General features: G+C 67.0%; 19 protein-coding genes. 16 read left to right on the forward strand and 3 right to left on the reverse strand.

Features of this window, described 5'->3' with window-relative positions; genetic code table 11:
• Positions 1-91 precede the first annotated feature (91 nt).
• Genes GQE99_RS02135 through GQE99_RS02145 form a run of 3 tightly spaced genes read left to right on the forward strand, consistent with a single transcriptional unit; the run spans position 92 to position 4,162 of the window.
• On the forward strand, positions 92-727 hold the full coding sequence (locus GQE99_RS02135) for a glutathione S-transferase family protein (protein WP_161349932.1): 636 nt from the start codon (positions 92-94) through the stop codon (positions 725-727).
• A gap of 25 nt (positions 728-752) precedes the next feature.
• Positions 753-1,964 (forward strand): acetyl-CoA C-acetyltransferase, encoded by a 1,212-nt coding sequence (locus GQE99_RS02140; protein WP_161349933.1) that lies wholly within the window; start codon positions 753-755, stop codon positions 1,962-1,964.
• Between the two features lie 14 nt (positions 1,965-1,978).
• On the forward strand, positions 1,979-4,162 hold the full coding sequence (locus GQE99_RS02145; protein ID WP_161349934.1) for a 3-hydroxyacyl-CoA dehydrogenase NAD-binding domain-containing protein: 2,184 nt from the start codon (positions 1,979-1,981) through the stop codon (positions 4,160-4,162).
• Positions 4,163-4,352: 190 nt separating this feature from the next.
• Here the strand turns inward: GQE99_RS02145 and GQE99_RS02150 are convergent, their stop codons facing one another.
• Positions 4,353-4,964, reverse strand: a complete 612-nt coding sequence (locus GQE99_RS02150) for an ImuA family protein (protein ID WP_161349935.1) — start codon at positions 4,962-4,964, stop codon at positions 4,353-4,355.
• A 112-nt stretch (positions 4,965-5,076) separates the two neighbouring features.
• On the opposite strand from GQE99_RS02150, the gene GQE99_RS02155 reads away from it, so the two are divergent.
• The 11 genes from GQE99_RS02155 to ptsP all read left to right on the forward strand — a co-directional run bounded on the left by GQE99_RS02155 (position 5,077) and on the right by ptsP (position 16,068).
• Positions 5,077-5,511 (forward strand): DsrE family protein, encoded by a 435-nt coding sequence (locus tag GQE99_RS02155; RefSeq protein WP_161349936.1) that lies wholly within the window; start codon positions 5,077-5,079, stop codon positions 5,509-5,511.
• A 90-nt stretch (positions 5,512-5,601) separates the two neighbouring features.
• Entirely contained in the window at positions 5,602-6,642 is a 1,041-nt protein-coding gene (locus GQE99_RS02160; RefSeq protein ID WP_161349937.1) for an aldo/keto reductase, read from the forward strand.
• 55 nt (positions 6,643-6,697) lie between these two features.
• Positions 6,698-7,231 (forward strand): lipocalin family protein, encoded by a 534-nt coding sequence (locus tag GQE99_RS02165; protein ID WP_161349938.1) that lies wholly within the window; start codon positions 6,698-6,700, stop codon positions 7,229-7,231.
• 21 nt (positions 7,232-7,252) lie between these two features.
• Complete coding sequence (locus tag GQE99_RS02170; protein ID WP_161349939.1) at positions 7,253-7,675, forward strand: lipocalin/fatty acid-binding family protein; 423 nt, start codon at positions 7,253-7,255, stop codon at positions 7,673-7,675.
• Complete coding sequence (locus GQE99_RS02175) at positions 7,675-8,568, forward strand: DMT family transporter (protein ID WP_161349990.1); 894 nt, start codon at positions 7,675-7,677, stop codon at positions 8,566-8,568. The genes GQE99_RS02170 and GQE99_RS02175 overlap by 1 nt, the downstream gene beginning before the upstream one ends.
• A gap of 60 nt (positions 8,569-8,628) precedes the next feature.
• Positions 8,629-10,347 carry a methionine--tRNA ligase gene (gene metG / locus GQE99_RS02180; protein WP_161349940.1) on the forward strand — a complete coding sequence of 573 codons (1,719 nt, stop codon included), beginning with the start codon at positions 8,629-8,631 and terminating at the stop codon, positions 10,345-10,347.
• 79 nt (positions 10,348-10,426) lie between these two features.
• Positions 10,427-10,885, forward strand: a complete 459-nt coding sequence (locus tag GQE99_RS02185) for an NUDIX hydrolase (RefSeq protein ID WP_328794028.1) — start codon at positions 10,427-10,429, stop codon at positions 10,883-10,885.
• Between the two features lie 68 nt (positions 10,886-10,953).
• Positions 10,954-11,373, forward strand: coding sequence for a DUF1178 family protein (locus GQE99_RS02190; protein ID WP_161349942.1), 420 nt, complete (start codon positions 10,954-10,956; stop codon positions 11,371-11,373).
• A gap of 40 nt (positions 11,374-11,413) precedes the next feature.
• Entirely contained in the window at positions 11,414-12,220 is an 807-nt protein-coding gene (locus tag GQE99_RS02195; RefSeq protein ID WP_161349943.1) for a glycosyltransferase, read from the forward strand.
• Between the two features lie 81 nt (positions 12,221-12,301).
• Positions 12,302-13,537 carry an aspartate kinase gene (locus GQE99_RS02200; RefSeq protein WP_161349944.1) on the forward strand — a complete coding sequence of 412 codons (1,236 nt, stop codon included), beginning with the start codon at positions 12,302-12,304 and terminating at the stop codon, positions 13,535-13,537.
• Positions 13,538-13,770: 233 nt separating this feature from the next.
• Complete coding sequence (ptsP, locus tag GQE99_RS02205) at positions 13,771-16,068, forward strand: phosphoenolpyruvate--protein phosphotransferase (RefSeq protein ID WP_235917081.1); 2,298 nt, start codon at positions 13,771-13,773, stop codon at positions 16,066-16,068.
• Here ptsP and GQE99_RS02210 read toward each other — a convergent pair.
• A complete protein-coding gene (locus GQE99_RS02210; protein ID WP_161349991.1) occupies positions 16,065-16,583 on the reverse strand; it encodes a GNAT family N-acetyltransferase in 519 nt (172 codons plus the stop codon). The two genes, ptsP and GQE99_RS02210, sit on opposite strands and share 4 nt — an antisense overlap.
• A 182-nt stretch (positions 16,584-16,765) precedes the next feature.
• On the opposite strand from GQE99_RS02210, the gene GQE99_RS02215 reads away from it, so the two are divergent.
• Positions 16,766-17,371 carry a flavin reductase family protein gene (locus tag GQE99_RS02215; RefSeq protein ID WP_202530548.1) on the forward strand — a complete coding sequence of 202 codons (606 nt, stop codon included), beginning with the start codon at positions 16,766-16,768 and terminating at the stop codon, positions 17,369-17,371.
• A gap of 88 nt (positions 17,372-17,459) precedes the next feature.
• Positions 17,460-17,861 (forward strand): DUF4260 domain-containing protein, encoded by a 402-nt coding sequence (locus GQE99_RS02220; RefSeq protein ID WP_161349946.1) that lies wholly within the window; start codon positions 17,460-17,462, stop codon positions 17,859-17,861.
• Positions 17,862-18,048: 187 nt separating this feature from the next.
• On the opposite strand, the gene GQE99_RS02225 is transcribed toward GQE99_RS02220, so the two are convergent.
• The gene (locus GQE99_RS02225; protein ID WP_161349947.1) at positions 18,049-19,677 is read right to left on the reverse strand and encodes a SulP family inorganic anion transporter; all 1,629 of its coding nucleotides are present in this window, start codon (positions 19,675-19,677) and stop codon (positions 18,049-18,051) included.
• Positions 19,678-19,685: the final 8 nt, after the last annotated feature.

Below are 19,685 nucleotides of genomic sequence, written 5' to 3' on the forward strand. Positions count from 1 at the left end.
GCGACACGAGACAAGAGCGAGGGGCCGCCCAACGGCCCCCGCACAAGACCGGCCCGCGACCGCGGGCTCATCATCCACGGGGAGGATACACATGACCGTCAAGCTCTATTGCTTCGGCGAAAGCGGGAACTCATACAAGGCAGCGCTTCCGATGGAGCTTGCGGGTATCGACTGGGAACCCGTCTGGGTCGACTTCTTCTCGGGCGAGGCCCGCTCGGACGCCTACAAGGAAATCAATCCGATGGCCGAGGCCCCGGTGCTGGTCGACGGCGACCTGACGCTGAGCCAGTCGGGCGCGATCCAGGACTGGATCGTCGAGAAGACCGGCAAGTTCTGGTCCGACGACCCGAACGAACGGCGCGAGATCATGCGCTGGCAGTTCTGGGACAACCACAAGGGATCGAGCCAGTTCGGCGTGACCCGGTTCCTGATGAACTTCCTGCCTGAAAAGCACCGCAACCCGGACGTCATCGCCTTCATGCAGGGCCGCTGCAAGTCCGCTCTGGCCGTTCTCGAAAGCGAATTGTCCAAGCGCGACTGGCTGGCCGCCGGCCGGCTCACGATGGCCGACCTGTCCTGCTGCTCCTACCTCTACTACCCCGAGCCCTTCGGCTTCGAGCGCGACGCCTATCCCGCGATCTCGGCCTGGCTCGACCGCATTTCCGAGACCCCGGGGTGGAAACACCCCTACGACCTGATGCCCGGCTCGCCTGCCGACCGGGCCTGACGACTGACGACAGGAAAGGAAGACCATGTCCGACGCCTATATCTATGACGCCGTGCGCAGCCCGCGCGGCAAGGGCCGCCCCGATGGCAGCCTGCACGAGGTGACCTCGGTCGCGCTCGGCAAGCAGATGCTGAACGCGATCAAGGACCGCTCGAACCTGGACGGCCACGCCGTCGAAGACGTGATCTGGGGCAATGCCACGCAGGCCTTCGAACAGGGCGGCTGCCTGGCGCGGACCACCGTGCTCGCCTCCGACCTCGACGAGCGCATCCCGGGCCTGTCGATCAACCGCTTCTGCGCCTCCGGCATGGAAGCCGTGAACCTGGCCGCCAACCAGGTGAAGGGCGGCGCCGGCGAGGCCTACATCGCGGGCGGCGTGGAATGCATGAGCCGCGTGCAGATGGGTTCGGACGGGGCCGCCGTGGCGGTCGACCCCACCGTCGCGATGGACAGCTACTTCGTGCCCCAGGGCATCTCGGCCGACATCATCGCCACGCAATACGGCTTCTCGCGTGACGACGTGGACGCCTTCGCCGTGGAAAGCCAGAAGCGCGCCGCGCAGGCCTGGGAAGACAAGCGCTTCGCCAAGTCGATCGTCACCATCCGCGACGTGAACGGCCTGCCGATCCTCGACCACGACGAATACATCCGCCCCGGCACCGACATGCAGGCACTGGGCAGCCTCAAGGCCAGCTTCAAGGACCTGGGCGAGAACATGCCCGGCTTCGACAAGGTCGCGCGCATCAAGTACCCGCATCTCGAGCGCATCAACCACGTCCACCACGCCGGCAACTCGTCGGGCATCGTGGACGGGGCCGCGGCCGTCCTCGTCGGCTCCAAGGAATTCGGCGAGAAATACGGGCTGAAGCCGCGCGCGCGCATCCGCGCCACGGCCAAGATCGGCACCGATCCCACGATCATGCTCACCGGGCCCGTCCCCGCGACCGAGCGCATCCTGGAGACGTCGGGCATGTCGATCTCCGACATCGACCTCTTCGAAGTGAACGAGGCGTTCTCGTCCGTCGTGCTGCGCTTCATGCAGGCCTTCGACGTGGATCACTCCAAGCTCAACGTGAACGGCGGCGCCATCGCGATGGGCCACCCGCTGGGCGCATCGGGCGCGATCATCATCGGCACGCTGCTCGATGAAATGGAGCGCCAGGACAAGGAAACCGGCCTCGCCACGCTCTGCGTCGCCTCCGGCATGGGTGCCGCGACCATCATCGAGCGCGTGTAAGGGAGACAAGGCAAATGGCTGAATTCACGATGGAAAAAGACGCCGACGGCGTCGCGACGATCACCTGGGACCTGCCCGGCCGCTCGATGAACGTGCTCACCCAGCAGGGCATCGAGGAGCTGACCGCGCTCGCCGACGAGGCGCTGGGCGACGACAGCGTCAAGGGCATCGTCATCACCTCCGGCAAGGACACCTTCGCCGGCGGCATGGACCTGAACATCCTGGCCCAGTTCAAGCAGCAGGGCGCCGAGGGCGTGTTCGAGGGCACCATGAAGGGCCACCAGATGCTGCGCAAGCTCGAGCGCGCCGGCATGGACCCGAAGACCAACAAGGGCGGCAAGCCGGTCGCGGCGGCGCTGCCCGGCACGGCGCTCGGCATCGGGCTGGAACTGCCCCTCGCCTGCCACCGCATCTTCGCGGCGAACAACCCCAAGGCCAAGATCGGCCTGCCCGAGATCCAGGTCGGCATCTTCCCCGGCATGGGCGGCACCACGCGCCTTGCGCGCAAACTGGGCGTGATGGCGGCCTCGCCGTTCCTGCTCCAGGCCAAGATGTCCTCGCCGGAGCAGGCGCAGAAGGCGGGCCTCATCGACGAGGTGGTCGATGACCCGGTCGCCGCCGCCAAGGCCTGGGTGCTCCAGGCCACCGACAAGGACATCGTGAAACCCTGGGACGAGAAAGGCTTCAAGGTGCCCGGTGGCGCCCCGTACCACCCGGCGGGCTTCCAGACCTTCGTGGGCGCGAACGCCATGATCATGGGCAACACCTGGGGCGCCTACCCCGCGCCCAAGGCTATGCTCTCGGCGGTCTACGAGGGGTTGATGGTCCCCTTCGACACGGCCCTCAAGATCGAGGCGCGCTGGTTCACCAAGGTCATCATGGACCCGACCTCGGGCGCCATGATCCGCTCGCTGTTCCTGTCCAAGGAAGCGCTCGAGAAAGGGGCGGTACGCCCCGAGGGCGTCGAGGATCAGCGCGTGAAGAAGGTGGGCGTGCTCGGCGCCGGCATGATGGGCGCGGGCATCGCGCTGGTGTCGGCCCAGGCGGGCATCGAGGTGGTGCTCATCGACCAGCAGCAGGAGGCCGCCGACAAGGGCAAGGCCTATACCGAAAGCTACCTGGACGCGGGCATCAAGAAGAAGAAGACCACGCCCGAGAAGAAGGACGAAGTCCTTGGCCGCATCACCGCGACCACCGACTACAACGCGCTCTCGGACGCCGACCTGATCATCGAGGCCGTGTTCGAGGATCCGGGCATCAAGGCCGAGGTCACGAAGAACGTGGAAGCCGTCATCCCCGACAGCTGCATCTTCGCGACCAACACCTCGACGCTCCCGATCACCGAGCTCGCCAAGGCGTCGGGCCGCCCCGACCAGTTCATCGGCATCCACTTCTTCTCGCCGGTCGAGAAGATGGCCCTCGTCGAGATCATCAAGGGCAAGAAGACCGGCGACCGGGCCGTGGCCAAGGCGCTCGACTATGTGCGCCAGATCCGCAAGACCCCGATCGTGGTGAACGACGCGCGCTTCTTCTACGCCAACCGCTGCATCATCCCCTACATCAACGAAGGGGTGCGCATGGTGAAGGAAGGCGTCGAGATGCCGCTCATCGACAACGCCGCGCGCATCCTGGGCTTCCCGGTGGGGCCGCTTCAGCTGGTGGACGAGACCTCGATCGACTTGGGCGTGAAGATCGCCAAGGCGACCAAGGCGGCGATGGGCGAGGCCTATGACGACACCGTCGACGAGATCCTGTTCTGGATGTACGACGAGGGCCGGCTGGGCCGCAAATCCAACGCGGGCTTCTACGACTACGACGAGAAGGGCAAACGCCAGGGCTTCTCGGCCAAGGTGGGCGAACACTTCCCGGCTTCCGCCGCCCAGCCCGAGCTCACCGAGGTCCAGCATCGCCTGATGATGGCCCAGGTGCTCGAAGCGGTCCGCGCGCTCGAGGACGGCGTGCTCATGGACATCCGCGAAGGCGACGTGGGCGCGATCCTGGGCTGGGGCTTCGCCCCGTGGTCCGGCGGTCCGTTCAGCTGGCTCGACATGATCGGGGCGGCGAAGGCGGTCGAGATCTGCGACGACCTCAGCGCCACGCATGGCGAACGCTTTGCCACGCCCACGCTCCTGCGCGAGATGGCCGAGAAGGGCCAGACCTTCTACGGCCGCTTCGGCCCCGAGGCGAAGGCCGCCTGATCGGCCCCGATGATACGAACGAAAGGCCCGGTCCGCGCGACCGGGCCTTTTTTCATGCCCTTCTTCGTTTCTAAAATACCTCGGAGGGGGTGTCGCGCCCGCGGCGGGACGGGGGAGGCTGGCCTCCCCCCACCGCGTCGACCTGCCGGAGGCAGGGCGGCGCAAGACCTGCGCGCGGGCCTGCCCGCGCTCAATGCGGGCGCGCGGCCTCGGGGCCGGCGCCCAGCGCGAAGGTCTCGTCCTTGAGGCCGACATGCCAGCTGCGCGGCGGGGCCTGCCGCTCGCGCTCCCGCGTGAGGTGCCATCCCTCCTCGGCCCCGTGGGCCGGGGCCATGTGCCAGCGGCTCTCGGCCCCGGGACTCGCGCCCTCCGGTGTCAGAACCAGCCCCAGGGGGCGCACCCCCTGCCCCGCGCCCGCCTCGCAGGCCAGCTGAAGCCGGCGCATCGGCGTCAGGGCCGGCGGGCCCGGCATGTCGCCCACCACCAGCGGCACCGCGCCCGAACGCAGCGCCTCTTCCAGCGTCCACAGCAGGTCGAGCGGCCGCGGGGCCTCCACGAAGACCACCCGGCCCGGGTCCATCAGCCGCGCGAGCCCCGGCCCGTGAAGCTGCGCCCCCTCCCAGCCCGGCCGCACCCAGAGCACGGGGCCGGTCATGCCCCCGGCGATGATCCCGGCCAGCGTGTGGCGGGCCGGGCCGCAAAGCTCGTGGACCCGCGCCTCGGCCAGGGTCAGCCGGCCGAGGAACGGCTGGCCCGGTCGGGCGCGATGGGGACGGCGATCGAGAAGCGCTGTGTGATGCATGCGAACATGATAAATGTTCTCCTTATGTTCTCAATCCCTCTTTTTTCAGATTTACACTACGAATTCACGAATTCATTGATACGATAATGATATTACGAAACGGGAGGATACCATGAAACATCTAGCACTCGCCGGCGCCCTCGCGCTGGCCACGGCCACCTCGGCGCTCGCCGAGGGCGAGACCCACTACCTCGCCATCCATGTCGACCAGGCGGACGCGCAGGTGATGAACATGGCGCTGAACAACGCCCAGAACGTGCGCAGCTACTATGCCGAGCAGGGCGACGAGGTGGTGATCGAGATCGTCGCCTACGGCCCCGGCATGACCATGTACGTGGACGGCAAGAGCCCGGTCACCGACCGGATCGAAACGATGGCGCTCGAATCCGACGACATCACCTTCTCGGCCTGCGGCAACACGCTTCGCAACATGGAGAAGAAGACCGGGGGCGAGGTCGCGCTCCTGTCCGAGGCGCGCGTCGTGCCCTCCGGCGTCGTGCGACTGATGGAATTGCAGGGCGAAGGTTACGCCTACGTGCGGCCCTGATCATCACCCCCGGCGCCGGCGGGTGCCGGGGGCTTCACATTCCTGACCGGCCGCGACAGAGTGCGCGCAAACCGGACAGGAGACACCCAGATGAAGATGAACACGCTCGCCGGCGGCGCGCTGGAGGTCAGCGAATTGTGCCTGGGCTCGATGACCTGGGGCACCCAGAACACCGAGGCCGAGGGGCACGCGCAGATCGACATGGCGCTCGATCACGGGATCAATTTCGTCGACACCGCCGAGATGTATCCGACCAACCCGCTCACCTCGGAACGGGTCGGCAACACCGAACGCATCATCGGGTCCTGGTTCGAGAAGACCGGGCGACGCGGCGATGTCGTGCTGGCCACCAAGGTCACCGGCCCCTCGCCCACCGTGCGCAAGGAAGGCTACGACGGCGAGATCATCCGCGACACGCTCGAGGCGAGCCTCGAGCGCCTCAAGACCGACTACATCGACATCTACCAGCTTCACTGGCCGCAGCGCGGGTCGTACCACTTCCGGCAGAACTGGACATACGATCCTTCCGGCCAGGACCCGGTCGACACCGACGACCACATGCGCGACGTGATGGAGACGATGACCGAGTTCGTCGATGCCGGAAAGGTCCGCCACTTCGCCCTGTCCAACGAGACCGCCTGGGGCACGGCCAAGTGGCTCCAGATCGCGCGCGAGATGGGCGGGCCCGAAGTCGTGTCGATCCAGAACGAATACTCGCTCCTGTGCCGGCTCTTCGATCTCGACCTGGCGGAGCTGTGCATGAACGAGGGCGTGCGCTGTCTCGCCTATTCCCCGCTGGCCGCCGGGCTTCTGACCGGCAAGTACGAGGGCGGCAAGACCGTGCCGGAAGGCTCACGCATGAGCCATGTCGCGAACCTTGGCGGGCGCACGACCGACCGGGTCTGGCCGGCCATCGACGCCTACCTCGCCATCGCCGAGAAACACGGCCTCGACCCGGTGCACATGGCGCTCGCCTTCTGCAAATCGCGCCCCTTCATGGGCTCGGTCATCTTCGGCGCCACCAGCGAAGCGCAGTTGCAGCGCGCCCTCGGCGCGGCCGACGTGACCCTCTCGGACGAGGTGCTGGAAGACATCGCCAAGGCGCACAAGGCGCACCCGATGCCCTACTGAACTCATCCGCCGCGCCTCCGCCCGCGTAGACATCTCGACCATCACGGAGATTGAGATGTCCCTTCGCAAACTGCTTGCCAGCGCCGTGGTCGCCACCGCGCTGGCCCTGCCCGCCGCCGCCGAATACCGCGACGAAAGCGTCCCGCTCACCACGGTGAACGTGGACCTCGGGCGCTACCTGGGCACCTGGTACGAAATCGCCCGCTATCCCAACAACTTCGAGCGCGGCTGCGTCGGCGTGACCGCGCAATACGCGCGCGACGGCGACAAGATCAGCGTGCTCAACACCTGCCGGAAGGGCAGCGTGGACGGCCCCGCCACCTCCCGCAAGGGCGAAGCGGTGCCGGTCGGACCGGGCAAGCTCAAGGTCGATTTCGTACCTTGGCTGGGCGGGCTCGCCGCCGGGGATTACTGGGTGCTCTACGTTGCGCCCGATTATTCGCTCGCGGTGGTGGGCGAACCCTCGGGCAAATTCGGCTGGATCCTGTCGCGCACACCGCAGATCCGGCAGTCGCAGCTCGACACCGCCCTGTCGGTCTTCGCCCGCAACGGCTACGACACGGGCGAATTGCGGCTGGTCCCGCAGTAAACCCCGGCCTAGAACGGCCCCATGAGGGTCTTCATCGCCGTCTTCCTCCTGGCGCTTGCCGCCTGCACCGACACAAGCACGCCGCGCATGACTTCCATCGCGGGGTTCGAGGCGGGGCGGCTCGTGGGCTCGTGGCACGTGGTCGACGCTTTCGGCACGGCCCGCCCCGGGCTCTGGCGCATCACGCCCGCCGAAGGGGGCACGCTTGCGCTGAGCTCTCCCGCCGGGACAGCCCGTATCCGTGACGACGGGAACGGACGGCTTTCGGTGTCGGGACCGCCCGGCGACCTGCGGGTGCTCTGGGCGGACGCGGATGACCGCACGCTCGTGCTGGCACGCCCGGGCGGCGGCTACGCGGTGGTGCTGAACCGCACGCCTGCCATCGCCCCCGACCGGCTGCGCGCGGCGCGCGAGATCCTGGCCTGGAACGGCGTCACCCCGTGATCGAGCCGTGGGTTCTCGTCGCGCTGGCCGCGGCCGCGGTACAGACCGCGCGCTTCGCGCTGCAAAAGACGCTCAAGGGCGCAGGTCTGTCGGCCGCCGGGGCCACCTTTTCGCGCTTTCTCTACGCTGCCCCGCTGGCGCTCGTCGTGTCCGCCGTGGCGCTCTGGGTGACGGACGCCGCCCTGCCGCCCCTCACTCCGCGGTTCTGGGTCTTCGCGATCATCGGCGGACTGGGCCAGATCGTGGCCACGATGGCGACCGTGCAGCTTTTCTCCGAGCGCAACTTCGCCGTCGGCATCGCCTTCACCAAGACCGAGCCCTTGCTGGTCGCTCTTTTCTCGTTCGTGCTGCTGGGCGAGCGGATTTCCTCCGCCGGCTTCGCCGCGATCCTCGTCGGGGCGGCGGGCGTCGTGCTCCTGTCCTGGCGCACCGGCGGCGGGCGGCTGGCGCTCTTCAACCGGGCGACGGGGCTGGGCCTTCTTGCAGGCGCGCTCTTCGGGCTCGCGGCCATCGGCTATCGCGGCGCGACGCTGGAGCTGGCGCTTGACGATGCATTCCTGCGCGCGGTCCTCACGCTCGCCGCCGTCACCACGTTCCAGACCGCCGCGATGGCGCTCTACCTGCGCATGGCGGCGCCGGGCGAGATGACGCGCGTCGTCGCGCATTGGCGAGTCACCGGGCTGGTGGGGCTGACAGGCATGCTGGGATCGCTGGGCTGGTTCACCGCCTTCGCGCTTCAGAACGCGGCCTACGTGCGCGCACTGGGACAGATCGAGCTGGTGTTTTCCCTGCTCGTGTCGTGGTTCATCTTCAACGACCGCTCGACCCGCCGGGAGCTTGCCGGGATGGCGCTCCTCCTGGCCTCCATCGTGGCGCTCGTGCTCGTCACCTGACCTCTGGCACGTGGCCACGGCTTGCGTTACACCCGGCCCGGACCACACGAAGGACACATCATGTCGCGCATCCTCATCACTTCGGCCCTGCCGTACATCAACGGGATCAAGCACCTGGGCAACCTGGTGGGCTCTCAGCTGCCTGCCGACCTCTATGCCCGCTACTGCCGGGCGCGCGGTCACGAGGTGATGTTCATCTGCGCCACCGACGAACATGGCACGCCCGCCGAGCTCGCGGCGGCCAAGACCGGCGAAGACGTGGCCGATTACTGTGCCCGCATGCATGGCGTTCAGTCCGACCTCGCAGAGGGCTTTCGCCTGTCCTTCGACCATTACGGCCGCTCGTCCTCGCCCCAGAACCGCAAGCTGACGCAGCACTTCGCGGGCAAGCTCTACGACAACGGCTACATCGAGGAAGTGAGCGAGGAGCAGGTCTATTCCAAGGCCGACGGCCGCTTCCTGCCCGACCGCTACATCGAAGGCACCTGCCCGAACTGCGGCTACGAAAAGGCGCGCGGCGACCAGTGCGAGAACTGCACCAAGCAGCTCGACCCGGTGGACCTGATCGACCCGCGCTCGGCGATCTCCGGCTCGACCGATCTGGAGGTGCGCGAGACCAAGCACCTGTTCCTCAAGCAATCCGCGCTGAAGGACGAGCTCGATCAGTGGATCGACAGTCAGGCCGGCTGGCCCGTGCTCACGACCTCCATCGCAAAGAAATGGCTGCATGATGGTGACGGACTGCGCGATCGCGGCATCACCCGCGACCTCGACTGGGGCGTGCCGGTCAAGCGCGGCGACGCCGACTGGCCGGGGATGGAAGGCAAGGTCTTCTACGTCTGGTTCGACGCCCCCATCGAATACATCGGCGCGACGGCGGAATGGGCCGAAGCCACGGGACGTTCGGAAAGTGAATGGGAACGCTGGTGGCGCACCGACAAAGGCGCCGACGATGTTCGCTATGTGCAATTCATGGGCAAGGATAATGTGCCCTTCCACACCCTGTCCTTCCCTGCAACGCTGATGGGATCGCGCGAGCCGTGGAAGCTGGTCGATTACATCAAGTCGTTCAACTACCTGAACTACGATGGCGGCCAATTCTCGACCTCGCAGGGGCGCGGCGTGTTCATGGATCAGGCGCTCGACATCCTGCCCGCCGACTACTGGCGCTGGTGGCTTCTGTCCCATGCGCCGGAAAACTCGGACGCCGAATTCACCTGGGAAAACTTCCAGTCCTCGATCAACAAGGACCTCGCGGACGTTCTGGGCAACTTCGTCAGCCGCGTCACCAAGTTCTGCCGCTCCAAGTTCGGCGAGTCCGTTCCGGAGGGCGGCACGCTGGGCGAGGCCGAGACGGCGCTCATCGCCGACCTGGAACGCCGCATCCGCTCTTATGAGAAGCAGATGGAGGCGATGGAGGTGCGCAAGTCGGCGCAGGAACTGCGCGCGATCTGGGCGGTGGGCAACGAGTACCTTCAGACGGCCGCACCATGGTCGGTCTACAAGGAAGACCCGGACCGCGCCGCGGCGATCATCCGCCTGATGCTGAACCTGATTCGTGTCTATGCCGTGCTGTCGGCGCCCTTCGTGCCGGACGCCGCGGCCAAGATGCTCGAGGGGCTCCAGACCGACGACACGTCCTGGCCCGACGACGTGGAGGCGGCGCTCTCCGTCCTTCCCGCGGGTCACGCCTTCACGGTGCCCGAAGTGCTCTTCGCGAAGATCCAGGATGAAGAGCGCGACGCCTGGCAGGAGAAATTCGCGGGAACCCGCGACTGAGGCCGGGATTCGTCATTGCCGTTTCACCTTGCCGTTGTAACATCCTCGAAACGAGGGAGTTCCGGGCAGGATGTCGGCAATGACAACGCACCAACTGCCATTCCACCTGAGAAACGTCGGCAAACGCGACGTGCGTTCGCAATTCGGCGCGCTGTGCTACCGGGTGGTGGACGGCAAGGTGAAGATCCTGCTCGTCACCTCACGCGGGCGCGGACGGTGGATCATCCCCAAGGGCTGGCCCCTGCACCGCGCCACGCCGGCCGAAGCCGCCGCGAACGAAGCCTACGAGGAAGCGGGCGTGCGCACGCGCACGACCGACAGCGTGATCGGGTTCTTCACCTATCTCAAGGTGCAGGGCGGGCGGAAGATGTCCGTGGTCGTCGCGGTCTTCCCCTCGGAGGTGACACAGGAGCTGCCCCACTGGCCCGAAAAGGGCCAGCGGCGGCGCAAATGGGTCGGGCGCAAGAAGGCCGCCAAGATGGTCGACGCGCCGGAGCTGGCCGCGATCATCCGCAACTTCGACCCGTCCAAGCTGTGAGCCGCGGCCTTGCGCACCGCCCGCGAAGGTTTACATAATCACTGACCTTTCGTGACAGGTTCAGGAAGATGATCCGTTACACGTTGAAATGCGCCCAGGGACATGGGTTCGAAAGCTGGTTCCAGAACGCCGCCGCCTTCGACACGCTGGCGGCAGGCGGGCACGTGAGCTGCCCGGAGTGCGGCTCCACCGAGGTCGAAAAATCCCTGATGGCCCCGCGCGTGACCACGTCGGAGGCGGCCCGCGCCGCCGCCGCAACGCCCGAGGGCGAGCGTGACCGCAAGATCGCGGAGCTCAAGGCCAAGGTGGAATCCGAGTTCGACTACGTCGGATCGTCCTTCGTCGCCGAGGCGCGCAAGATGCACGAAGGCGAGACCCCGCATCGCGGCATCTACGGCGAAGCCAATCCGAAAGAGGCGTTTTCGCTGCTCGAGGACGGCATCCCGGTCGCTCCCCTGCCCTTCCTGCCGACGCGCAAGGCCAACTGAACATCTGGCAAAGCCCCCGGAAGCTGCTAGGCTTTCGCGCATGCAGGTGGTTTTTCAGACGCGGTTTTCCTTTTTCGGCCAGTCCGGCTGGAAATCGGCCCATGCCGGCAACCCCGACCTTCTGTTCGACCCCGAACGCCTTGCCTCCCGGATGCGGTATTTCGAAGGCGTGACGCTTGAGAGCCTTGCCGGGCAGACCGACAGCCGCTTCACCCACATGGTCCTGACCTCGACCCTCCTGCCCGAACCGTTCCGCTCGCGCCTGCGCGAACTCTGCTTCGACGTGCTGGGGGAGGCGCGGTGCCGCATCCTCTACCGTCCGGAAGGATCGGCCGGCCAGATCCTGCGTGACATGGTGCAACAGCTTCACGCGGATGACACGGTCGCCCAGGTGGTGCTGGACGACGACGACGCGGTGGCGGCGGATTTCGTGGCGGCGGTGCGGTTCTACGGACGCGTTGCGCTTCAGGATCCGATGAACCCGAAACCCTACACGTTCCTGTCCTTCCCGCGCGGCTTCACCCTGGGGATCGAGGACGGGCAGATCGGCTGGCTGTCACCGCGCTACGTGCCCTACACCAACCTCGGCCTCGCGCTCGTCGGTCCCGGCTCCACCCGGCGCAACCCGTACATGACCAGCCACAAGCGGATCGGCGAACGCCACCCGTCCTACATGGTCACGCACATGAGGCCCTATTACCTGCGCGCGGTCCACGGGCTGAACGACAGCCGCGCGCTGGCCTCCGACGAGAGGCTGACCGACAAGCAGATCGCGGGCATCTTTCCCTATTTCCCGTGGCTCGCCCGCCATTTCCCGGCGATCAGGCCCGGTATCGCGGCGCAGTGACGGGCGCGCTCGCCCCTTGCGTAAATTACCGGGCCGCTCTATCAGGCGCAGGATTTGAACGGGACCACGGGACGGGCGCCAATGCCGCTTCTGGTGATGAAATTCGGCGGCACGTCGGTCGCCACGCTGGACCGCATCGCGCGCGCCTCCAAACGCGTCGCGCGGGAGGTGGCGAACGGCTATGACGTGATCGTCGTGGTCTCGGCGATGGCCGGCAAGACCAATGAGCTGGTGGGCTGGGTCGAAGAGACGTCACCCCTCTACGACGCGCGCGAATACGACGCGGTCGTGGCCAGCGGCGAGGTCGTGACCGCCGGCCTCATGGCGCTGCGCCTGCAGGAGATGGAGATCCCCGCGCGCAGCTGGCAGGGCTGGCAGGTGCCGGTGAAGACCACGTCCGCCCATTCCGCTGCCCGGATCGAGGAGATCGGGACCGAGGCGATCAACGCCAAGTTTGGCGAGGGTTTCAAGGTCGCCGTCGTCGCGGGCTTCCAGGGCATCAGCCCCGAGGGCCGCGTCACGACGCTGGGCCGCGGCGGCTCGGACACCACCGCCGTCGCCTTCGCCGCCGCCTTCGGCGCGGAGCGCTGCGACATCTACACCGACGTGGACGGGGTCTACACCACCGATCCGCGTATCGAGGACAAGGCCCGCAAGCTCGATCGCATCGCCTTCGAGGAAATGCTCGAGCTCGCCTCCCTGGGCGCCAAGGTGCTCCAGACCCGCTCCGTCGAGCTCGCCATGCGCTACAAGGTCAAATTGCGCGTGCTATCGTCTTTCGAGGAATACGACCCCAATGCAGGCACCCTGGTCTGCGACGAGGAGGAAATCGTGGAACAGAATGTCGTCTCTGGCGTGGCCTACAGCCGTGATGAAGCGAAGATGACCCTGATCTCCGTGGCCGACCGCCCCGGGATCGCCTCGGCCATCTTCACCCCGCTGGCCGATGCCGGCGTGAACGTGGACATGATCGTGCAGAACATCTCGGAGGACGGGCGCACGGACATGACCTTCTCCTGCCCCGTGGGCCAGGTCGCACGTGCCGAGAAGGCGCTGGCTCAGGCGAAGGACGCGGGCTCGATCAATTTCCGCGAGCTCGTGGCCGACCAGGACGTGGCCAAGATCTCGGTCGTGGGGATCGGGATGCGCAGCCACGCGGGCATCGCCTCCAAGATGTTCTCGGTGCTCGCCAACGAGGGCATCAACATCAAGGTCATCACCACCTCGGAGATCAAGATCTCCGTGCTCGTCGACCGCAAGTACATGGAGCTCGCCGTGCAGGCGCTCCACGACGCCTTCGATCTCGACAAAGTCTGACAGCGGTGCGGGCGCGCGCGCCCGCGCTCCGTCCGCCACGCCCCGGACCGGCGGTCCGGCTGCGGCACCGCGGGGGGCCAGCCCCCCGCCGCGGATTTGCCAAGGCAAATCCGCTCCCCCCGAAGTATTTTTCGGAACGGTGAAAAGGGGTTGGCCCCTACGCACCTCGACGGGCGCATTTCGTCTCACCTTCGAAAGGTCACGGAAAAACGCTTTCCGGACCGCGGGCCGGTATGGTTAAACTCTGGCGAACGGTTCAGGGGACACCGGTGAACAGGGAAACCAGCACAAACGAGGAACCGACCGAGTCGCGCAAGCTCCTGGGTCGGCTGCGCGACACGCTTGCCACCGACACCGAGGGGCAGGAGCGGCTCGACCACGTCACGCGCATCATCGCGGAATCGATGGGCGTGGAGGTGTGCTCGATCTACCTGTTTCGCGATTCCGACACGCTGGAACTCTGCGCGACCGAGGGCCTGAAGGCCGAGGCCGTCCACCAGACCAGGATGCGCATGGGTGAAGGCCTGGTCGGCCGCGTCGCGCGCACGTCACGCATCATCAACACGCCGGACGCCCCCTCCGAACGCGGGTTCCGCTACATGCCGGAGACCGGGGAAGAGATCTACTCCTCCTTCCTGGGCGTGCCGATCCAGCGGCTGGGCGAAACGCTGGGCGTGCTGGTCGTGCAGTCCAGGGAGGCGCGCGGATTCACCGAGGACGAGGTCTACGGCATGGAAGTCGTGGCGATGGTGCTGGCCGAGATGACCGAGCTCGGCGCCTTCGTGGGCGAAGGTGCCGCGCTGGCCGCCCTGCACCAGCGCCCGGCGATGTTCCGCGGCGGCTCGGGCCAGGAAGGGATCGCCGAGGGGCACGTGTGGCTGCACGAGCCGCGCGTTGTGGTGACCAACCCGATCGCCGACGACCCCCACCAGGAGGCCCGGCGCCTGCGCGCGGCGGTGGACGAGCTCCGGGTTTCCGTGGACGAGCTTCTGGCCACGACCCAGGGGGCCGACAAGGACCAGCTCCAGGTTCTCGAAGCCTATCGCATGTTCGCCAATTCCAAGGGCTGGATGCGGCGCATGGAAGAGGACATCTACCGCGGCCTGTCCGCCGAGGCGGCAGTGGAAAAGGAGCAGAGCTCTGCGCGGTCGCGCATGGCGCAGGTGCCGGACCCCTACCTGCGCGAGCGGCTTCATGATCTCGACGACCTGTCCAACCGGCTGTTGCGCATCCTCACGGGCCAGGGCGACGACACCGGCGCCGAGATGCCCGACGACCCGATCCTGGTGGCCCAGAACATCGGCCCCGGCGAGCTTCTCGAATACGGGCGCAGCCTGAAGGGCGTGGTGCTCGAGGGCGGCTCGGTGGCGAGCCACGCGGCCGTGGTCGCGCGCGCGCTCGCGATCCCGCTGGTGGTCAACGCCAGCCGCATCACGACCGAGGCGCTGAACGGCGACCCGATCATCGTGGACGGCGACCAGGGGATCGTGCACCTGCGCCCCGAGGACAGCGTGCGCGGCGCGTTCCGCGACAAGATGGCGATGCAGGCGGAGCAGCAGAAGCGCTATGTCGGCCTGCGCGACAAGTCGGCCACCAGCGTGGACGGTACCACCGTGTCACTGATGATGAACGCGGGCCTGATGGCCGACCTCCCGTCGCTCGAAGGTTCGGGGGCGGAGGGCGTGGGGCTCTTTCGCACCGAGCTTCAGTTCCTGACGCGCGCCAACGTGCCGAAACGCGGCGAACTGGCGGCACTCTATTCGCGGGTGCTGGACGCGGCAGGGGGCAAGCGCGTGGTGTTTCGCACGCTCGACATCGGGTCGGACAAGGTCCTGCCCTACATGAAGCCCACGGAAGAGCCGAACCCGGCGCTGGGCTGGCGCGCGATCCGCGTGGGGCTCGACAAGCCCGGGGTGATGCGCATGCAGGTGCAGGCCCTGATCCGCGCCGCTGCCGGGCGCGACCTGTCGGTGATGTTCCCTTTCATCGCCCAGTTCGACGAATTCTCCGAGGCCAAGGCGATCTTCTACCGCGAGCTCGAGCGCGAGAAGCGCATGGGCCACCGGCTTCCGGCCACGGTCGAGGTGGGGGCGATGCTCGAGACCCCGTCGCTTGCCTTCGCGCCACGCCAGTTCTTCGAGGAGGCGGATTTCATCTCGATCGGGGGCAACGATCTCAAGCAGTTCTTCTTCGCCGCCGACCGGGAGAACGAGCGTGTCCGGCGGCGCTACGACACGCTGAACACGTCATTTCTGAACCTGATCGACATGATCGTGCACCGCTGTGCCGAGGCCCGGACACCGCTGTCGTTCTGCGGCGAGGACGCCGGGCGCCCGGTGGAGGCGGTGTGTTTCGCGGCACTCGGGATGCAGAGCCTGTCGATGCGTCCCGCCTCGGTCGGGCCGGTGAAGCACCTGATCCGGCGCACCGACCTGGGCGAATTGCGCGAGGTGATGGACGCGGCCCGCCGCTCGGGCCTGCAATCCGTGCGCGAACCGGTGATGGATTACCTCTTCCGGCGCGAGACCTAGGCCGGCGGCGCCACGCCCGGCACCGGCGTGTCGGTCCACCGTGTCACCGGGCCCGTCACGCCCTTCCAGGCATCGGGCGCGAGCGCGATGCCGAGGACCCGGTCCGGGTTCGTGGGAGGCGGCATTCGGACACCGTCCAGCCGCCGGAAACCGAAGCGCCCGTAATAGGGTTCGTCTCCCACCAACATCACCCGCGCCCAGCCGCGGTCGCGGGCGACATCGAGGCTGTGGCGGATCAGGAGACCGCCCAATCCTTCGCCCTGGCGTGTCGGGTGGACGGCGACAGGCCCCAGAAGCAGCGCATCCGCGTCGCCCACGTGCACGGGCCAGAACCGGATCGCGCCGGCCAGGATTCCTTCCGGGTCGCGCGCGGTGAGCGACAGCCCCTCGACCGGGGGGACATCGTCCCGCAGGCGATAGGACGAAAGCGCCTCGCGCCCCGGCGCGAAGCACAGGTCATAGAGCGCTTCGACCTCCCACCAGTCGGCGGGTGTTTCTGGGGCCAGCGTGAACAGGGCCGATTTCCTTCGCTTCGTTCTGACCCGCCTTAGCTCATATGGGCGGCCGGGGGAAAGCCCCGCGGCCGGGGTACGTGGCAAGCCGGTCAAATCCCGGTGGGTCGGTACTCCGTTCGCCGCGTCAGCCATTCCATTCCCCGGCCGGTCAGGCTAGCAAGAGGCAACTGACAAGGAGCCCCATGTTCTATCGCCCCGAAGACGGCCACGGCCTGCCGCACAACCCGTTCAACGCCATCGTCGCCCCGCGCCCGATCGGCTGGATCTCGACCCGCTCATCGCGCGGATTCGACAACCTCGCGCCCTATTCGTTCTTCAACGCGGTCGCCTATACCCCGCCGCAGGTCATGTTCGCCTCGACCTCGGGCAAGAGCGACCGGGCGCGCGGCAAGGATTCGCTGGGCAACATCGACCAGACGGGCGTGTTCTGCGTGAACGTGGTCGAGGAAGAGGCGATCCACCACATGAACGCCTCGTCGGCATCGCTTGCCGCGGGCGAGGACGAGTTCCCCCATTCCGAGGTGACCAAGGCCGCCTGCAACGAGATCGCCTGTTCGCGCGTAGCGCTGGCGCCCGCCTCCCTGGAATGCCGGTTGAGCCAGCTCATCCAGCTCGAGGGAGAAGACAATTTCATGGTCATCGGTCGCGTCGTGGGCGTGCATATCCGCGACGATTGCCTGGTGGACGGCAAGTTCGACATCACGCGCTTCGGCATGGTCACGCGGCTCGGGTATCGCGATTATTCGGTCATCCGCGAGGCGTTCGAACTGACGCGGCCGGACGACTGAGGTATTCAATTGTGAATGGTTGGGTCTCGGTTTTGGCCGATACCCATTCACGAGGCGAAAGGCCATGATGGCGTCGAAAGGAGCCATCATGACCGACACCGCCAGCTTTCCCGGCACCGCGCACCGGCGCGCCCCGCTCGACGCCGCCCAGATTCTGCACCTCAAGCTCGAAGGGCTCGCATTGGCGGTCATAGGCCTCTGGCTATTCGCGGATACGGGCGCAAGCTGGTGGCTGTTCGCCACGCTGATCCTGGTCCCGGATCTCAGCGCGTTGGGCTATCTCGCCGGGCCGCGCCGGGGCGCGGTCTTCTACAACCTCGCGCATGTCTTCACGCTGCCCGCCTTGACGATCGGCGTGGGCTGGGTGTCGGGCACGTCACTCGTCGTGGCGGTCGGGGCGATCTGGTGGTGCCATGTCGCGATCGACCGGGCGGTGGGATACGGGCTGAAGGCGAAGGACGGCTTCGACCGGACGCATCTGTCGCTTTGACGGGAGAGCGACCGGGAGCTCTCGTGTCAGGTCGGGAACTCTAGAATCCTAGAATCCTAGAATCCTAGAATCCTAGAATCCTAGAATCCTAGAATCCTAGAATCCTAGAATCCTAGAATCCTAGAATCCTAGAAAANCCGGAAATGGGCTGCGGGGCCGCCGTCAACAGCCCCGTGCACCGTTTCGGTCAGTGGCCGCCCAGGATCCCGGTACGAACCGAGTAATCCACGGCGATCTCGTAATCCGGATCGTCGTCACTATCGACCATCAGGTGACCGGCGCGCTTGAGCAGCCGGTGACAGTCCCGCGACAGGTGGCGCAGCTGGAGCGACTTGCCCGCGGCTTCGTACTTGCCCGCGACGGCCTCGATCGCCTGGAGGGCCGATTGGTCGGCCACCCGGCTGTCGGCGAAGTCGACGATCACCTTCGACGGGTCGCCGGACACGTCGAAGAGTTCCGCGAACCCGTCCGACGACCCGAAGAACAGCGGCCCCTGCACGCGGTAGACCTTCGCGCCTTCGGGCGTGATGTGGGTTTGCGCGCGGATACGCGTCGCGTTGCCCCAGGCATAGGCGAGCGCCGACACGATCACGCCCACGACCACGGCGACCGCCAGGTCCTCGACCACGGTCACGGCCGTCACCAGCAGGATCACGAAGGCGTCGATACGCGGCACGCGGGTCAGGATGCGGACCGAGTTCCAGGCGAAGGTGCCGATCACGACCATGAACATCACCCCCACCAGCGCCGCGAGCGGGATCTGTTCGATCAGGGGCGACGCGAAGAGGATGAAGCTCAGGAGGAACAGCGCCGCGGCGATCCCCGCGATCCGGGTGCGCCCGCCGGACTTCACGTTGATCATCGACTGCCCGATCATCGCGCAGCCGCCCATGCCGCCGAAGAAACCGGTCACGGTGTTGGCCACGCCCTGGGCGACACATTCCTGGCTCGCCCCGCCGCGCTGGCCGGTCATTTCGCCCACGAGGTTCAGGGTCAGAAGGCTCTCGATCAGCCCGATCGCGGCCAGGATCACCGCGTAGGGCAGGATGATCTCCAGCGTTTCCAGGTTGAGCGGCACCGCGGGGATATGGAACGGCGGCAGCCCGCCCTGGATCGAGGCCAGGTCGCCGACGCGCGGCACATCGATCCCGAAGCCGATGACCACCGCGGCCACCACCACAATCCCGGCCAGCGGCGCCGGGATCACCCGCGTGATGCGCGGCATGACCCAGATCACCGCCATCGTCAGCGCCACGAGCCCCAGCATGGTGTAGAGCGGAATGCCCGTCAGCCATTCGCCCCCGGAGGTGCCGTGCCCGGTCGCCTCCGCCGTGCCGGGCACCTTGAACTGGGTCAGCTGGGCCAGGAAGATCACGATGGCCAGCCCGTTCACGAAGCCCAGCATGACCGGGTGCGGCACGAGCCGGATGAACTTGCCCCAGCGCATGATGCCCGCGAAGATCTGGATCAGCCCCATCAGGACAACGGTGGCGAAGAGGTATTCCACGCCGTGCTTGGCCACGAGCGCCACCATGACCACCGCCAGCGCCCCGGTCGCGCCGGAAATCATGCCGGGCCGGCCACCGAAGACGGCCGTGATCAGCCCCACCATGAACGCCGCATAGAGGCCCACGAGCGGGTGAACGCCGGCCACGAAGGCGAAGGCGACAGCTTCCGGCACCAGAGCGAGCGCGACGGTCAGGCCCGAGAGAAGCTCGATGCGCAGGCGCCCGAAACTCAGTGGATCGTTCGGGGCCAGGCGCAGATCAGGCGTGGAAATACGATTGGCAAAACGTGCCAGGAGGGCTCGGGCCAAGGGTCACC

Origin of the sequence: Maritimibacter harenae, from assembly GCF_009882975.1 — a bacterium.
GTDB classification, from domain to species: Bacteria; Pseudomonadota; Alphaproteobacteria; order Rhodobacterales; family Rhodobacteraceae; genus Maritimibacter; species Maritimibacter harenae.

Bases quoted from the DNA above. Each gene is read 5' to 3' on its own strand.
- GQE99_RS02140 (WP_161349933.1), top strand. From the start codon at position 753: ATGTCCGACGCCTATATCTATGACGCCGTGCGCAGCCCGCGCGGCAAG.
- GQE99_RS02155 (WP_161349936.1), top strand. From the start codon at position 5,077: ATGAAACATCTAGCACTCGCCGGCGCCCTCGCGCTGGCCACGGCCACC.
- GQE99_RS02160 (WP_161349937.1), top strand. From the start codon at position 5,602: ATGAAGATGAACACGCTCGCCGGCGGCGCGCTGGAGGTCAGCGAATTG.
- GQE99_RS02215 (WP_202530548.1), top strand. From the start codon at position 16,766: ATGTTCTATCGCCCCGAAGACGGCCACGGCCTGCCGCACAACCCGTTC.
- GQE99_RS02145 (WP_161349934.1), top strand. From the start codon at position 1,979: ATGGCTGAATTCACGATGGAAAAAGACGCCGACGGCGTCGCGACGATC.
- GQE99_RS02170 (WP_161349939.1), top strand. From the start codon at position 7,253: ATGAGGGTCTTCATCGCCGTCTTCCTCCTGGCGCTTGCCGCCTGCACC.
- GQE99_RS02135 (WP_161349932.1), top strand. From the start codon at position 92: ATGACCGTCAAGCTCTATTGCTTCGGCGAAAGCGGGAACTCATACAAG.
- GQE99_RS02150 (WP_161349935.1), bottom strand. From the start codon at position 4,964: ATGCATCACACAGCGCTTCTCGATCGCCGTCCCCATCGCGCCCGACCG.
- GQE99_RS02165 (WP_161349938.1), top strand. From the start codon at position 6,698: ATGTCCCTTCGCAAACTGCTTGCCAGCGCCGTGGTCGCCACCGCGCTG.
- GQE99_RS02195 (WP_161349943.1), top strand. From the start codon at position 11,414: ATGCAGGTGGTTTTTCAGACGCGGTTTTCCTTTTTCGGCCAGTCCGGC.
- ptsP (WP_235917081.1), top strand. From the start codon at position 13,771: ATGGTTAAACTCTGGCGAACGGTTCAGGGGACACCGGTGAACAGGGAA.
- GQE99_RS02200 (WP_161349944.1), top strand. From the start codon at position 12,302: ATGCCGCTTCTGGTGATGAAATTCGGCGGCACGTCGGTCGCCACGCTG.
- GQE99_RS02190 (WP_161349942.1), top strand. From the start codon at position 10,954: ATGATCCGTTACACGTTGAAATGCGCCCAGGGACATGGGTTCGAAAGC.
- metG (WP_161349940.1), top strand. From the start codon at position 8,629: ATGTCGCGCATCCTCATCACTTCGGCCCTGCCGTACATCAACGGGATC.
- GQE99_RS02185 (WP_328794028.1), top strand. From the start codon at position 10,427: ATGACAACGCACCAACTGCCATTCCACCTGAGAAACGTCGGCAAACGC.
- GQE99_RS02220 (WP_161349946.1), top strand. From the start codon at position 17,460: ATGACCGACACCGCCAGCTTTCCCGGCACCGCGCACCGGCGCGCCCCG.